The sequence below is a fragment of the Rickettsiella endosymbiont of Miltochrista miniata genome (genome assembly GCF_964031245.1).
Classification (GTDB): Bacteria; Pseudomonadota; Gammaproteobacteria; order Diplorickettsiales; family Diplorickettsiaceae; genus Aquirickettsiella.
On record NZ_OZ035017.1, the window covers coordinates 335,167 to 349,902 of the forward strand.

14 protein-coding genes and 1 pseudogene are annotated in these 14,736 nt (G+C 34.7%); 6 read left to right on the forward strand and 9 right to left on the reverse strand.

The features are described from left to right. Nucleotides 1–33 precede the first annotated feature (33 nt). The 3 genes from AAHH40_RS01520 to AAHH40_RS01530 all read left to right on the forward strand — a co-directional run bounded on the left by AAHH40_RS01520 (nucleotide 34) and on the right by AAHH40_RS01530 (nucleotide 3,231). Nucleotides 34–1,293: a hypothetical protein gene (locus AAHH40_RS01520; protein WP_342220370.1), complete on the forward strand. Its 1,260-nt coding sequence runs from the start codon at nucleotides 34–36 to the stop codon at nucleotides 1,291–1,293. Nucleotides 1,294–1,358: 65 nt separating this feature from the next. Continuing rightward, nucleotides 1,359–2,711, forward strand: coding sequence for a hypothetical protein (locus AAHH40_RS01525; protein WP_342220371.1), 1,353 nt, complete (start codon nucleotides 1,359–1,361; stop codon nucleotides 2,709–2,711). A gap of 40 nt (nucleotides 2,712–2,751) precedes the next feature. Beyond that, on the forward strand, nucleotides 2,752–3,231 hold the full coding sequence (locus AAHH40_RS01530; protein WP_342220372.1) for a hypothetical protein: 480 nt from the start codon (nucleotides 2,752–2,754) through the stop codon (nucleotides 3,229–3,231). Between the two features lie 24 nt (nucleotides 3,232–3,255). Here AAHH40_RS01530 and AAHH40_RS01535 read toward each other — a convergent pair whose 3' ends face one another. The 9 genes and pseudogenes from AAHH40_RS01535 to AAHH40_RS01575 form a co-directional block, all read right to left on the reverse strand. Then, a complete protein-coding gene (locus AAHH40_RS01535; protein ID WP_342220373.1) occupies nucleotides 3,256–4,263 on the reverse strand; it encodes a COX15/CtaA family protein in 1,008 nt (335 codons plus the stop codon). Between the two features lie 6 nt (nucleotides 4,264–4,269). Next, entirely contained in the window at nucleotides 4,270–4,773 is a 504-nt protein-coding gene (locus AAHH40_RS01540) for a hypothetical protein (RefSeq protein ID WP_342220374.1), read from the reverse strand. 80 nt (nucleotides 4,774–4,853) lie between these two features. Then, a complete protein-coding gene (locus AAHH40_RS01545; RefSeq protein ID WP_342220375.1) occupies nucleotides 4,854–5,576 on the reverse strand; it encodes an SURF1 family protein in 723 nt (240 codons plus the stop codon). 4 nt (nucleotides 5,577–5,580) lie between these two features. After that, nucleotides 5,581–6,447, reverse strand: coding sequence for a cytochrome c oxidase subunit 3 (locus AAHH40_RS01550; protein ID WP_342220376.1), 867 nt, complete (start codon nucleotides 6,445–6,447; stop codon nucleotides 5,581–5,583). A 49-nt stretch (nucleotides 6,448–6,496) separates the two neighbouring features. Further along, a complete protein-coding gene (locus AAHH40_RS01555; protein WP_342220377.1) occupies nucleotides 6,497–7,831 on the reverse strand; it encodes an N-acetylmuramoyl-L-alanine amidase in 1,335 nt (444 codons plus the stop codon). Then, complete coding sequence (locus AAHH40_RS01560; RefSeq protein WP_342220378.1) at nucleotides 7,828–8,412, reverse strand: cytochrome c oxidase assembly protein; 585 nt, start codon at nucleotides 8,410–8,412, stop codon at nucleotides 7,828–7,830. Before AAHH40_RS01560 ends, AAHH40_RS01555 begins: the two co-directional genes overlap by 4 nt. Nucleotides 8,413–8,456: 44 nt before the next feature. Next, nucleotides 8,457–10,040, reverse strand: coding sequence for a cytochrome c oxidase subunit I (ctaD, locus tag AAHH40_RS01565; protein ID WP_342220379.1), 1,584 nt, complete (start codon nucleotides 10,038–10,040; stop codon nucleotides 8,457–8,459). Between the two features lie 13 nt (nucleotides 10,041–10,053). Next, nucleotides 10,054–10,737: pseudogene (gene coxB, locus AAHH40_RS01570) on the reverse strand (cytochrome c oxidase subunit II); the annotation flags it as partial. 160 nt (nucleotides 10,738–10,897) lie between these two features. Next, complete coding sequence (locus AAHH40_RS01575) at nucleotides 10,898–12,445, reverse strand: c-type cytochrome (RefSeq protein ID WP_342220380.1); 1,548 nt, start codon at nucleotides 12,443–12,445, stop codon at nucleotides 10,898–10,900. Nucleotides 12,446–12,630: 185 nt separating this feature from the next. On the opposite strand from AAHH40_RS01575, the gene AAHH40_RS01580 reads away from it, so the two are divergent. The 3 genes from AAHH40_RS01580 (at nucleotide 12,631) to AAHH40_RS01585 (ending at nucleotide 14,533) form a co-directional block, all read left to right on the forward strand. After that, complete coding sequence (locus AAHH40_RS01580; protein ID WP_342220381.1) at nucleotides 12,631–13,560, forward strand: L-threonylcarbamoyladenylate synthase; 930 nt, start codon at nucleotides 12,631–12,633, stop codon at nucleotides 13,558–13,560. Nucleotides 13,561–13,784: 224 nt separating this feature from the next. Then, entirely contained in the window at nucleotides 13,785–13,937 is a 153-nt protein-coding gene (locus AAHH40_RS07655) for a DUF5993 family protein (protein WP_425287966.1), read from the forward strand. Between the two features lie 11 nt (nucleotides 13,938–13,948). Further along, entirely contained in the window at nucleotides 13,949–14,533 is a 585-nt protein-coding gene (locus tag AAHH40_RS01585; protein ID WP_342220382.1) for a disulfide bond formation protein B, read from the forward strand. Nucleotides 14,534–14,736 lie beyond the last annotated feature (203 nt).

Genomic DNA, 14,736 nt, shown 5'->3' on the forward strand with positions numbered 1-14,736 from the left:
CGCTGCCCTTAATAAAAATAATAAGGGGATAGTATGTATCCAATAAATCAATTGCTTGAAGTTAAAATTAGTGAATCACTAGAAGAATTAACTGTATTAAAAAACCAATTAGATTTTTTTCAAGAATTTTCCGGTATAGATAAGCTACAACAAGAAGCTCAATTTTTGTTAAATGATAAAGAAAACATTCAAATTGAAAATATTATTACATGCAAAAATAAAATTAATAACTTTATTAAATTGAATTATTCAATAAAAGAAAAACTTGATCAAGTCAATTTCTTCATGCCTCTTGTCGATATTTATTTTGAACAAAGTGAAATTCAAACTATAAATAGTTCCTTATCTATACAAAAAAACAAATTACAACAATTAATAAACAATGAATCACAAGATGAAAATGAAATTGCAAAGTGTATTGCGACAATTGATTCGTTATTTTTTAATAAAATTGATAAATTGTTAGAAAAAATAAAACAATTTACCTTAAGTAAATTTATCAATACCAAATATCAGGCATACCTAGTTGGCCACTTAGAGTTAATAACGCAATCGGAAAATGAAATTAAAGACAAAAAAGAAAAGATTTCGTTTCTGTTCAATCAATTACATTTTTCAACCGAATTTATAAAACAATTGGAAATTTCATATAAAGAATTTGAAAAATTGCAAAAAATTTTTAAATCAAACATAGAAAAATATCAGGAGTTAAATAAAACGTTAATTAAATCAGAAGATATTAATATCTCGAAAGCAGAGGTAGAACATCAAATTGAAAGTCTAAGTAAAGAATTTGCCGAATTTGATCCCAGATTAAACTCACTTGATACTTTATCTTATGGTTTTCAGGATTTTGATCAAAAATTAAGGCAGCTAGATCAGCTTAATCGCAGCGAACTTCAAAACCAGCAGATGGAGCTAATTTCTCTTGTAAAAAATTCCAGGAAGACCTTGATTGAACATTCTGAAAAATTATCTCATTCTAGTACTAAATGTGCTAAGGATAAATATCAAGCGATCGAAATTATTAAAGGAAAAATTGATTTACTATTAAGGGTTGAAATCGAAGATGATGCTTCGAATCAAAAGATGAATGATAATATTCTGGAATTAAAGCAAACTATCAGTGGAGCTAAAGCTATTTTATCTGAATATCGAGGCATATCTTTGCTACGTTGCTTTGCCGCTCTGTGGGGTGGAGGAAAGGTGACAAGTGAGTTGTTAGTTAACAAGCTTGAAGGCCAGTTAACAGATTTACAGAAAAACATGAGCAGACTATCACCCAGTAGCTAAGAACTTGCTAAGTTGAAAAGGGACTTTTAAACTGTCCCTTTTTATTTAATGAGATTAATAACAAGATGCGGATATTTAATCTTGACACAATATTAAGTTTTGCCCTTTATCCTGATGGAAATAAAAAACGTAATCGGAATAGCCAAGGCTATTGTTTAAATATTAATCGATATAGTAAAAATGGTTGCGATGTAACGGATACTGGGACACTTAAAAATCACTTAAAAAACATGAAAGTTTTATGTTTAGGAGTTTTGACTACTGAATCTAAGAATATAAATCAGATTGAGTTAGGTTCTGTAAAATTTCGTGTAAAAAAAACTGAGCAATACAAAGTCAAAAAGGAATTTCAATCTCCTAATGAAGATATACCATTACCATTTTTCTTGTTTTACAAGAAGAAAAAAACTAAACCAATTATAGCTTTAAAAGCGTTGAAAGCATTAACGGATATTTTAAAACCTTTCTTTTCTAAAATTATTAGTTTGCACCAAGGGAAAAATTTAAAATTAAAAAAACTAGCAATATCTAAAGAAGATATTATGGAGATAAATAATGAGTATCAAATGGAAGTTACAAAAATTACCAAAAATATTTTTGAGAATATAGAGATATCTCATTCAGGGGTGAATATTGTAGGTTTATTTGTTGATCCTTATTTTATACGAAAAGTAGAAGGTATATTGTTTTTAGAAGATACCAGGCCATCCGATACTCTCCCAAGGCAAAATATTTCCATTTTGCAACAACATACTTGTTTAGAAGATGATTCTAATCATGAATTAATCGAGTCTGAAACCGAAAGTTATGATTCTAGTGAAGCTATTGTACTAAATGGGGGCAATATTAGTGATATTTCTTTATCATCTGAATCTACTCAGGTTGGGTTCAATGATTTATTTGACGTGGTTTCAGAGGAAACTGATAAGGATCTCGTTGGTGGTATTTATTCGGATCTAGAAGAATGCGTACAGAGCATAGATTTAACCACTAGTCGGCAAGATGAAGAAGAAATAATAGCTCCTGTACAATCAACTCCTAGTCCGGTTGCTCATATACAAGCCAAACCAGATGATTGGAATGCAGACGCCAAAAATAGGATAAATGATTTACTTGTAGCGTATCAAAAACATTTATCTCAAAAGTTTTTTTTTCGTAATAATGAAATTCAGAATGTAAAATTATCAATTACGGAAAGCTTATTAGAAAAATTACAGTATGATACTTACAAAAGCTTTTCTGATTTTTTTGAAAGCAATAAGGGTAAAAAAATTCTTGAAACCCACAGAGATTTACTTGTCATCCAAAAAATAGGTCAATTTTTTAAATGCCATAACAAAACGGAGGGCACATTGTTGTTAGAGAATATATTTTTTACGTTAGAGAATAATCCGTTGAGAAACTCAGTGCCTGGTTAACTATTATTAACAAACTTTAAAATAAAAATAAGGGTCTAGTATGAAAAAAAGTTATGATTTACTTAAAGCAATGAATGCGAATGTATCTTATGATCTCAAAGGATCTTATAAAGAAATAGGTGGTAAGCGATCTTTTAGTAGCTTAAATAAAATCCCAAGTGAAATCGCAGGAACTTATTCAACAGAATGGAGTTTTCAATCTTTTAAAACCAGTACTTCTGTTTCTACAGCCTCAACGCTTCCTTCACAGGTATCACCTGTTAAGTATGATCAAAGATTAAGCTTATTGCAGGAACTTAATCAAGCACTAGATAAAGGTGAAGACGAATTTATGAAAGTGTTCTGCCTTTCTCAGCTTCCAAGAGAAGATTTTAAACAAGAGAAAAAGCAAATCAAATCGAAAAATATTTTAAAACTATTTAGTAAATTTTTCACTAGAGACCAGGAAGATATCGTTAATCAAGAGTTTGAATCCGAATTGAAAATGTCTATCCATGCAAATAGTTTTAAGATGAAGTAAAAGAAAAAAGTATTTTTCTTCTTTTTATTTAGTATTATTTTTAGATAAGCTGATATTTAATGTGATGATAGTTAACAATAACAATGCAGCTACTGCATTATGTGCCATAGCGATAGGCAAGGGTAACATCCATAATACATTTAAGGCACCCAGACTAATTTGCAAACCTAATAAACATACTAACAATACAGCTAGGCCACGTAAAAAATTTCTTTTCGTCACATTAAATAGTTTATAAACCAGTAAACCTAGGTAGATACTAGTAATTACCGCCATTATCCGATGACTCATTTGTATAGCGGTGCGTGCAACATGCGATAAGATGCCACCTTCGTAATTGATATTAGTATTTAACCAAAGGTGAAAACCTTCAGTGAAATTCATAGCAGGCCACCATTGTCCCTGGCATAGCGGGAAATCGGGACAAACAAACGCAGCGTAATTAGCGCTGGTCCAACCACCTAGACTAATTTGTAGTATGACTAATAGTAACCCGAATGCTGCCCATCTTTTTAATTTCTGTTCTGATATAGAAGTTTGCCTGATGGAGAGTCGGCTTAACCGTAATATTAATATCCATAGCAGGCTCAATAATGCCAATCCCCCAAGTAAATGCGACATGACAATCAAAGGGTGCAAACGTAATGTGACAGTCCATTTGCCTAGTAAGCCTTGAAAAAATAATAAAAACAATAAAATTGTTGCAATCCAAACCGGCTGTTGAGAAAGTTTATGTTTGTAAATAATTAAAACTATTGCGCCAAAGCTTAACATTGCTAATGTAGCTGCCGCATAACGATGAAGCATTTCCGGCCATGCCTTTGTTGGGTTTAGAGTTTGGCCTATGTAAGGTGCATTATGCAATGTGCTTGGTTGCTTAGGTAAAGTTAATCTTCCGTAACAACCCGGCCAATCGGGGCAACCTAAACCTGCATCTTTCAGTCGTGTGTATGCGCCGAGTAATATAACCATTAAGGCCAGTAAAAATGCTATGCATAAAAAGTAAAATGCAGATTTGTTTTCCGATAACATGTTTTTTTATCCTGTTGTTGAAATTGTCAATAAACGTGTTAAATCTTGATATATATCCTCTCCAGAGGTCTTGCTAGGATAATATAAAATAATTTTTCCAAACGGATCAGCTAGGTAATAGCCTTCGGTTGGATTTTTAATTTTTAACGTCGAAAAAAAGTTTTTTAATTCCAGTTTTGAGGTTGTAAAGTATAATAAATCCAAATCCTTATTAATAAATGCCTGAGAGGTTAATGATTTTTCAATGGCTAGGATTAAGCCATACTTTACGCGATAACGATTCTTGCCAAGCGCTAATGTAATTTGTCGTATAGTATGCAAATTTTTATGACATAATTTGTGACAATCCGATTTTGCCAAATAAAATAAAAACCAGGAACCATTAAGTGAGCGAGACGTCCCTCGATGAGAAATTAATTTTACTTGCTGAAGATTTAAGCTAGAAGAGATGAGAGTGCCTTTATTGACGGTATTGTGATGTAACCAGTGTGGATTTTTATTATAAAGCATGACAGCTACTATTAAAGGGGTTAAAAAAACGATTAATAATAAAAAAAATATAATCAGATAATTTGTGCGCGGTTTGTTTTTCATAAGCGACGGATATGCGTACTAAAAAAGGCAATTAATAAGGTTAAACTTAAAGCAAACCATTGAAAAGCGTAGGCATAATGACGGCTGGCTTGCAAAGATATAGGTTTCCAAAATGGTATAAAACCATAATCTTGTTTGGAATTAATAATAAGTATAAAGGGCTGAAATTTATTTTTTTTTAAAAAATCTGGATTGATAGATAATATCCTTTTTGGCCATTCATTTTCCATTGCTTGATTGAAGCTAAAGGTTTTGTTAGGGAATACTATTAAACCATTTATATTTATTTCTTTATCAAAAGACTGTATTTTTGGGATTTTTTTTCTATCTATGCCTTGTGGTATCCATCCTCTATTCACTAATATGGTTTTTTGCCTATCATTTAAAATAAAAGGGCTTAATATTTCATAGCCGACTTGATGTAAATATATTTTGTTCTCTAATAAGAAAGTGTGTTGATTATCAAAATGGCCGCGCATAACGGCTGGAAAATAATTTTTTTTTAAATCAATGTGGTTATCTTGATTTAAATCGATTGGAGTTGATAAAGATCGTTGATGAAATATTTTTTGAATATGATTTTTAATATCTCCACGTTGGATCTGCCAAAAGCCTAAATAAACGAGTAAAGGGAATAAAAATATTACCACCAAGCTGGGAAACAAAGTAGGCGCAAAACAATAGTTGTTGAATTTTATATAAACACTATTTTTTTTCATTGCTTTAAAAGATCCAAAAAAATCCTAATGCCCAAACTGCGGCAAGGAAATCCCACCACCAAACGGCGGCATCAAATGAAAACATGTTATTTTCTAATAATTTATTTTTATAGATGCGAATACATAAAATGCATAAAAATAACAATGCAGCGACGATATTTATTAAATGTAATCCTAAAAAGGCGATTAAAAAACTACCATAAACACCACTTTTAGCAATGATGTGGGCATGAATAAGATGAAAAAAATAAAGGGTTTGTGAGATTAAAAAAATACACGCTAAAAATATGGCTATATTTAAGGTAATACGACATAATTTATAGCGCATTTTTTTTAAGTGATAGAGTGAATCTGTCAAAAGTAAAGCACTTGACAGTAAAATAATTAAATTAATAAGTGGAATTTGACGCATAGAAGCTAAACTGGGTATGCTGGCTGCAACTGTAGAACCAGGAGGTTTTATTAAGGGCCAATGTTTAGCAAAATCTGGCCATAGTAAATAATGGGTTAACTGTGATGCATCGCCACTTTGACCTGCTAGCCATGGTGTAATGGAAAATCGTACGTGAATAATGGAACCGATTAATAAACCAAATAAAAATAGTTCAGAAATTAAAAACCAACACATGCCCCAACGAAAGGTTTTATCCATTTGTCGATTGTATAATCCAGCATCACTTTCTTGTGTTACGTTCCATAGCCAGCCGGTCAGCATAAACACTAATCCAGTTATGCCGACTATAAATGCAATTAGCCCCCAGAGTTTTTCTATGTTAAGTGAACCGAATGCTAAAAACAGCAGTGCTAGTGCACCAATAATAGGCCAAACACTTTGCTCGGGCACATAATATGAAGAGTCTTTGTTTTTCATCAGCGTTTATCCTTTAATGCGATTTTATGTTGAATTTCTTCCATAAGGGTTAGAAAAGTAAACTGACTTTTTTTTCGATATCTCGTTGATCTTTATTTAAAAAATATGTTTTAAGATCTTTCCATCCATCATTAAAGGCTCTTTTCAGTTTGATAGAGAAATCATTCTGGCGAGGATGAATAATCTGTTGGTTTTCTTCTGGAGGGTATTTTTTTATTAATGCTTCCAATAGAGCGACTGTTTTTAAACTAGGAATTCCGGAAGCGTTATCTGGCTCAAAATGCCATTGGAAGGCACGAATGACATCTTTACTTTGTTGGTCTAAAATTTTGGTGGTTTGGATGTCGTAACCATATAGGCGTAAATTATCTTGCAACCAAGTGATGTTGATTTTTTTATTTTTTGATAGTTTCTTTAGAATAGAATTAACAGCTTGTTCGTCAGGCCAGGCGCCTATACCTTGCTCAGCTAAATATTTCCATGGAAATCGCGGACCTGGATCGGACTTTCGGTTGGGAGCAATATCTGAATGACCGACGATGGCAGTCGGTTTAATTTGTACACAAATGTTATTATTTTTATCTTTTACTTCTAGTTCTTTAGTTAATTTTTTAAGTAAGCTTGCTAGTGCGGTGCGTTGATGGGACGTGAAATCGTCCCAAACTAATTTACCTTGCTGTTCCAAGCCATAAAGATCGTTGAGTTTAATATTCAAAAATGGATCATTTTTTTCTCGTAAATTATTGGTTATTGCTCTATATTTTTTTATGTAACTTTGCAATATATATTTTTTATAAGTTAAACAATTGCGAGGAGGCACTAAATCGCGCATCATATCTTGAAGAAATGCGTTGAGTAGATTGTTATTTACTAATAAATGATAAAAGTTCTTATCTTTTTTTATTTCTTGAATAAGCATTTGTTTAATCTGGTTTTCAACTTGATAAGGCCATAAGGTTTTACCAGAATCTTGGACTAGTCCATAACCATAGTTAACAATTTCTATACCTACCGATGTATCATCGAGATTAGTTCGTGTTTGCCAATAACTTTTCCCGGCATGCCAGGCACGATCTTTTATTGCAACTAACTGCCAGAGATCAGTGCCTTTGGATTTAGCTTCTTTGGGGATTAAAAAATGCGAGCTCACGCCACCCTGTTTGAGTACAGTTCGGGAATCATTTTCGCCTAAAACCGTGTAATGTAGAGCTATCGATTTTATACGTTGATTATAATTACAACGATCAGCTGGATCTAACGTAATAGTCAGCCGATTTTTTCCCACTTGATGGGTTAACGATGAGGAAAAAGCGGGATTGAACGCTTGTAATGTAAAGAAAAAGATTAATAAAAATTTGAATTTTGCCAGGTTAAAATAATTCATAGGTTAGCTGGAATATGTCCTAAAGTTTGTGGTGTTATTTTTGCATGTTTTAAACCACTTGTATCAAATAAGGTATAAGCTAAAGTAATCGTATTAATATTTTTGGGTAAATGCTGATCAATATGAAATAAAACCGGCATGTCTCGTTGTTGGCCTGGGTTAAATGTTTGTTGAGTAAAGCAAAAGCATTCGGTTTTTTTTAAAAAACGTGCGGCTAATCCTGGAGAAACGCTGGGGATGGCTTGTACCGTCATGGGGCGATGCGAGTTATTTTTAGCCGCAAAGTAAATCAAAATATTTTCCCCGGGATGTAATTGTATATGCCGAAGCCTGGGGTAAAAATCCCAGGGAAGATAGTTGTTGTTATTGGTCATAAATTCCACACGAATACTACGTGTCAAATCAACTTCATTCGAAGTTTCATAGGCATTTATATCAGTTTTTCCATTAATGCCTAAATTTTTACAAAGTACGTTATAAAGCGGAATCATGGCAAAGCCAAAACCAAACATACTTATCGTTGTAAAACAGAGCAAAATTAAAATTTTTTTATTTGATAATTTCCCTATTCTAACTGTCATGCTTTTGTATACTCACAGCCAAAAATTCAAATGCGAAGAGTATATTACTCAAATTTGGGCGGTGTGGTAAAACTATGTAGAGGAGGAGGCGAACTTAATGTCCATTCTAAACCTTCAGCTCCTTCCCAAACTTGAGAAGTCGCTTTTTTTCCTTTTCCGCGCATAGCTTGAATAATAATATACAGGAAAAATAATTGTGCAAAACCAAAAATAAAAGCACCTATACTGGCAATCGCGTTAAAATTTGCAAATTGTAATGAATAATCGGCTACTCGCCTTGGCATTCCCGCAAGACCTAAAAAGTGCATCGGGAAAAATGTCAGATTGACGCCGATGACAGATAACCAGAAATGACATTGACCTAAACGTTCGTTGTACATAACACCAGTCATTTTAGGTAACCAATAATAAGCCCCCGCAATAGCACCAAATAAAGCACCTGGCACTAAAACGTAATGAAAGTGTGCAACCACAAAATAGGTATCTTGATATTGAAAATCAGCGGGCACCATGGATAACATGACACCCGAAAAACCACCGATGGTAAATAAAATAACAAATGCCAAAGCAAATAACATCGGCGTTTCAAAGCTTATTGCGCCGCGATACATGGTGGTTACCCAGTTAAAAACTTTTACTCCGGTGGGAACAGCAATCAGCATAGTGGTGTACATAAAAAATAACTCAGCGGCTAAAGGTACACCGGTTACAAACATATGATGTACCCAAACAATAAAAGATAGGAATGCAATAGCCAGCAATGCATACACCATAAACCGATAACCGAAAAGCTTTTTACGGCTAAACGTGGGAATAATTTGCGAGATAATACCAAAAGCGGGAAGAATAATAATATAAACTTCAGGATGACCGAAAAACCAAAATAGATGTTGATAGAGTAACGGATCACCTCCGCCAGCGGCACTAAAAAAACTCGTGGCAAAATGTCTATCCATGAGCATCATGGTCACCGCAGCCGCTAAAACGGGCATAACACCGATAAGTAAAAAGGCCGTCACAAACCAACTCCAACAAAATATCGGCATTTTCATCATAGTCATACCGGGAGTACGAAGATTCAATATCGTAACAATAATATTAATAGCTCCCATTAGCGAAGAAAGTCCCATTAAATGAATCGCAAGAATTAAATAATCGGTGCTGGCGGGTCCGTAGGTAGTTGATAAGGGGGCATACATAGTCCAACCAAAATTTGGTGCTGAACCATCCATAAATAGAGTACTGAAAAGTAAAATAGCAGCAACGGGTAAGATCCAAAATGCCCAATTATTCATACGCGGCATGGCCATATCAGGCGCGCCCACCATTAATGGGATCATCCAGTTCGCAAAACCAGAAAAGGCCGGCATGATGGCAAGAAATAACATCACTAATCCGTGTAATGTCGTCATTTGATTAAAAAATTCTGGATTAAGTAAACGCGCACCCGGTTGAAATAACTCTGCACGGATCAATAAAGCAAAAATTCCGCCGATAAAAAACATGAGTAAGCTAAAAAGAAGATACAATGTCCCAATTTCTTTATGATTGGTTGTGAACAACCAACGCTTAATGAATGCTAAAAAACTTCGAGGAGCCGCATGTTCCAGATCAAGTATGTGTTCCATGAAGAAGTTCTCCTGATTGTTGTTTGGTCCATAGATTAAATTCTGTTGCGCTAACCGCTTTTACAACGATAGGCATAAAGGCGTGATTCGTTCCGCACAATTCAGCGCATTGGCCACGATAAGTACCCTCAGATTCTATTTTTGCCCAGGCTTCATTAATAAATCCTGGAATAGTATCGCGTTTAATGCCTAACGTTGGTACCCACCATGAATGTATGACGTCATTCGAAGTAAATAAAAATCTAATTTTTTTATGAATTGGTACGACGAGTGGATGATCAACTTCTAATAAATACCATTGATTTTTTTTCGCTTGATTTTGTAATTCTTCGGCAGGCGTAGAGAGATTGCTAAAAAAATCGATTCCTTGATCTAAATAGGCGTAGCGCCAACGCCATTGATATCCAGTAACTTTTATCGTTAGTTCAGGATCACTATTGTCATTCATTTTGATCAAGGTTTTAGTGGCAGGAATTGCAATGACGATTAAGATAATAAACGGCACGATAGCCCAAGCAATTTCTAAAGCAAAATGTTCATGAAATTGAGCGGCATTGACGCCGCGTGATTTTCTATGCCGAATTAATGAATAAATCATGATGCTAAAGACTATGATAGCAATTCCTACGCAGATCCAAAATACCAACATATGCAAATGATAAATGGCATGGCTGATAGGCGTTACGCCTACCGGCATATTGGTTTGCCATGCTGCGAAAACCAATCCGGGAGTAACTAGAAATTTAAGACTAATAAAAACTAAAAAAAATCTTTTAACATGATCCATGTCAACGTTATCCTTTTTTATTACTCTAATAAAAAAATACAATTAATTTAAAAATGCTTAGCCTAAAACTTTACCATAGCGAATAATTTCCGGTGATTTTGCTCTCTTCAACCATATATTTAACACTCGCTTCCAATTCAGAATTACTACAATTTTTACAATCACCTTTTGCAGGCATTTTTTTATACCCATAAATGGTATGGGCAAATAATACATCTATATTTTTTGCTATGATGGGTTTCCAACGGGTCTTATCTCCTAATATCGGCGCGCCTAATTTCCCATTATCATGACAGACGGCACAATGTTGTTGATAAATTTGTTTTCCTATTTCTATACTGAGCGGGATTTCTTGTAAAGGTATGACTGCAGTAGTTCCACCTTGATCATTCAGAATGAGATAATCAACTGCAGCTTTTACTGCATCATCTGAGCAGCCGGTGCAAGTACCTTTAGGTGGCATCGAGTTAAAACCGTGAATAGCCCTTTCATATACGATATTTTTTCCTTGTTTCAGACGTTTTTTCCATTCAGCGCTATCACCCAACTTAGGGGCGCCTGCGGCTCCGCTGGCATGACAAACTGCGCAATAAGATTCATAAACTTTGTGACCGGTTTTTGGCGCAATAGGTCCGCTGAAAGCTGAATAAGGCATTTTACTTTTTACAGTTTTTAAATAAATGGCCATCGCATTTAAATCGTCAGTGGATAAATACTTAAGACTGTTACTATTAACCTCTGCCATGGGCCCCGCGACGATGCCGGAGTTTCTTAACATTTTGTTTTGCATAAACACCGCGCGGATATTATTGATGCTGGCGTCTTTTAACCCACTTGCACTAATGTTAGGTGCGTAATAACCTTGGATAAAACCCCCCGTTAGATAGTTTCTCTTTTTTTCTGCACCTAACAAATTCAGAGGAGTATGGCACATGCCGCAGTGACCTAAACCTTGGACCAAATAAGCACCCCGATTCCATGCTTCTGTTTCTTGGTGATCTATTACATAATCTCCTGAACGAAAAAATAAAATTCGCCATCCTAATTGCAAAAAACGCCAATTAAATGGCCACATCATTTCATTGGCTAGCTTAGCTTTTTTAATGGGAGTTAAACTAAAGAGATAAGCTTTGATAGCTAATAAATCATTGTTATTGATCTTTGTGAAGCTAGAAAAAGGAAATACAGGGAAATAATAGCTTCCATTTGGAGCGATCCCTTCATGCATGGCGCGGATAAAATCTTTATCACTCCATGATCCTATCCCTGTGGTTTTATCTGGCGTTATATTGGGAGAGTAAATGCTCCCAAAAGGCGTGTAAATTCCCAGGCCCCCAGCAAAGGGTTTACCTTGATGTTTGGTATCAGTATGACAAGCGATACAATCCCCGGCTTTACTTAAATATTCACCACGCTTAATCAGTTTGCGTAATGCAGCGTCTTTAGGATAATTAATAGCTGGGTAGGGGATATTGAGTTCTGGATTTTTTTTTGTTTTATCAATATTTGAGCTGGCAAATGCTAAGTTTGATAAAAATGAGCATGATATCCATATAAAAAAGATAAAAGAGAAATTTTTTAAAAATTTATAGATATATCCAAAGAATACTTTATTCATAAATCCTTTACGAATCCAATCTTTTTAGATGTTTAAAAACTTAAATGCGTTGCGCTTTGCTGCTGATTTTAAGCAATTTGTCCAAATTAAGGTAAAACATTATAATCTATTTAACGGTATGACGGATAATTTTTTCCTACTGATTGGGTGTTAGAAGACGCCTCTTAATGATTGAGCATGATTAAATGATTACTACAGATGAACTTTCTAAAGCTATTAAGTTTTTAAAAGAGGGAAAACTGATTGTTTTTCCTACTGAAACGGTCTATGCCTTGGCGGGAGATGCAAGAAATTTTGCGGCCATTCAGCAAATTTTTGCGTTAAAACAACGTCCTTTAAATCAACCTTTAAGTGTTTTATTAGGCAAAGAGCATGCATTAGATAGATGGGCTCGCGACATTCCTGCAATAGCTGAAAAATTAGCTCAACATTTTTGGCCGGGTCCCTTGACGCTTATTTTACATAAAGAAAAATCAGTGTTGACTGCCTTAACCGGCGGTCAAGATAAAATAGGGTTACGAATGCCGGATCATCCTATTGCACAAGCTATCTTAAATTCTTTTGGCAGTGGATTGGCAGCGCCTTCTGCGAATCGCTCTGCTCATCTTAGTCCTACGCAAATCGAGCATGTGCGAGAGGAGTTTGATAATAAGCTCGAACTTATTATTGATGGCGGACCTTGTTCCATTGGTATTGAATCGACGATTATTGATGTCACTTTTGATATTCCGCGAATACTTAGATTAGGTGCTATTTCTTTAGAGCAACTTAAATCCATCACTCCTTACGAAATTGAGGAATCCACATTATCTCATCGCTTATCTAAAAAGCCATTGTTAAAGCAAGTTTCTAAACAAGAATTAGAGTACATCATCGACGATTATTTAAATCAGCATAAAACATTAACGGTGTTTGGATTGAGTCCAATAAAGAAAAAATATAAAAACTTAACTTGGATTTGTATGCCTAATGATGTTAGCCAATATGCCCAGGTGCTCTATAAATTCTTGCATGAGGCTCAGCACCAGAGTAGTGATGAAATTTTGGTGGAGTCTGTGCCAAAGCTCAAGGCATGGACAGGGATACAATCGATATTAAATAAGCATTCTGCCTAAAGAACAGATTCATAAATAAAACTATTTGATGTCAGCAAATCATCCCATGGCAAGCGAATGTAATGAGCGGGACTATCCATGGGTTGCCACACACCTAAGATGCACGCAATGACGTTTAATTTTTACGCGCTCACCATTCGAGTAAATTATCTAGGTAGTTCAAGTCAGCATAGATTTTTTTTAAAAACTAGGCTAGATTAGAAGCACTTATATAGTAGACAGTTATGCTAGCACTATTCTTTTTCTATAGTCTTTGTGTGCTCTTGGCCTGGTGCGAACAGCGTAGGCTTGCTATAGGCTTATTTATCGTCTTTTTATTATTAACAACGTTTGTGTTTATTCATCATATAAGCAACCAGTTATCACTGCAATTTTAAAGGTGATTATTGTGCAGCCCTCTAAAGTAACCAACATTATTAAAGCCCTTAACGCTATCGATGCTTTAGGCTTGGCTTTTTTGTTGTTAGTGGCTTTTGTTTTACAGATACGTTATCACGAGTTACCTTGCCCCTTATGTCTGCTACAACGGCTTGGCGTATTAGCAATAGCATTTGGATTTTTGCTAAATGTGCAATTTAAGATCCGTCCGGCCCATTATACTTTATCTCTCTTATCGGCAATATTGACAGCAGCTATTTGTATTCGCCAAATTTTTCTTCATGTAATCCCAGGTGATCCTGGTTATGGTCTGCCTTTACTTGGTTTACACCTATATACCTGGCTGTTTCTTTTATGTGTGGGTGTTATCATTTATATATCTATTATTTTTAGTATCTTTCCACAATACGTATATAACGAACCATCCAAAACCAAAGGAATGCAAGTATTGGCCCATATTGCCTTTGCTTTAGTTTTTATTTTAGCCATTCTTAATGGAATTTCTACTTATTTAGAATGCGGAATAAACGCTTGTCCAGAAAATCCGGTCAAATATGAGATTCAATTAGTTGCATCTCACTCTAATCATACTTAATTTTCTGTCCTTAACAATGCTAAAAAAGCGATAAAAAATTAGAGGGTGTTTACAATTGCACTGCTGGCCAAAAAGCGCTGTTTTTTTGTGTTTCGTTACTCACATACTACGTGTATGCTCCGTTACGATACTCAAAAAACAGCGCTTTTTATCTCAGCCTAGCACAATTGTAAACACCCTCTAGCTTGTTTACTCTTGAGGTA

Bases quoted from the DNA above. Each gene is read 5' to 3' on its own strand.
- AAHH40_RS01520 (WP_342220370.1), top strand. From the start codon at position 34: ATGTATCCAATAAATCAATTGCTTGAAGTTAAAATTAGTGAATCACTA.
- ctaD (WP_342220379.1), bottom strand. From the start codon at position 10,040: ATGGAACACATACTTGATCTGGAACATGCGGCTCCTCGAAGTTTTTTA.
- AAHH40_RS01575 (WP_342220380.1), bottom strand. From the start codon at position 12,445: ATGAATAAAGTATTCTTTGGATATATCTATAAATTTTTAAAAAATTTC.
- AAHH40_RS01535 (WP_342220373.1), bottom strand. From the start codon at position 4,263: ATGTTATCGGAAAACAAATCTGCATTTTACTTTTTATGCATAGCATTT.
- AAHH40_RS01530 (WP_342220372.1), top strand. From the start codon at position 2,752: ATGAAAAAAAGTTATGATTTACTTAAAGCAATGAATGCGAATGTATCT.
- AAHH40_RS01550 (WP_342220376.1), bottom strand. From the start codon at position 6,447: ATGAAAAACAAAGACTCTTCATATTATGTGCCCGAGCAAAGTGTTTGG.
- AAHH40_RS01560 (WP_342220378.1), bottom strand. From the start codon at position 8,412: ATGACAGTTAGAATAGGGAAATTATCAAATAAAAAAATTTTAATTTTG.
- AAHH40_RS01580 (WP_342220381.1), top strand. From the start codon at position 12,631: ATGATTACTACAGATGAACTTTCTAAAGCTATTAAGTTTTTAAAAGAG.
- AAHH40_RS01540 (WP_342220374.1), bottom strand. From the start codon at position 4,773: ATGCTTTATAATAAAAATCCACACTGGTTACATCACAATACCGTCAAT.
- AAHH40_RS01545 (WP_342220375.1), bottom strand. From the start codon at position 5,576: ATGAAAAAAAATAGTGTTTATATAAAATTCAACAACTATTGTTTTGCG.
- AAHH40_RS01555 (WP_342220377.1), bottom strand. From the start codon at position 7,831: ATGAATTATTTTAACCTGGCAAAATTCAAATTTTTATTAATCTTTTTC.
- AAHH40_RS01525 (WP_342220371.1), top strand. From the start codon at position 1,359: ATGCGGATATTTAATCTTGACACAATATTAAGTTTTGCCCTTTATCCT.
- AAHH40_RS07655 (WP_425287966.1), top strand. From the start codon at position 13,785: ATGCTAGCACTATTCTTTTTCTATAGTCTTTGTGTGCTCTTGGCCTGG.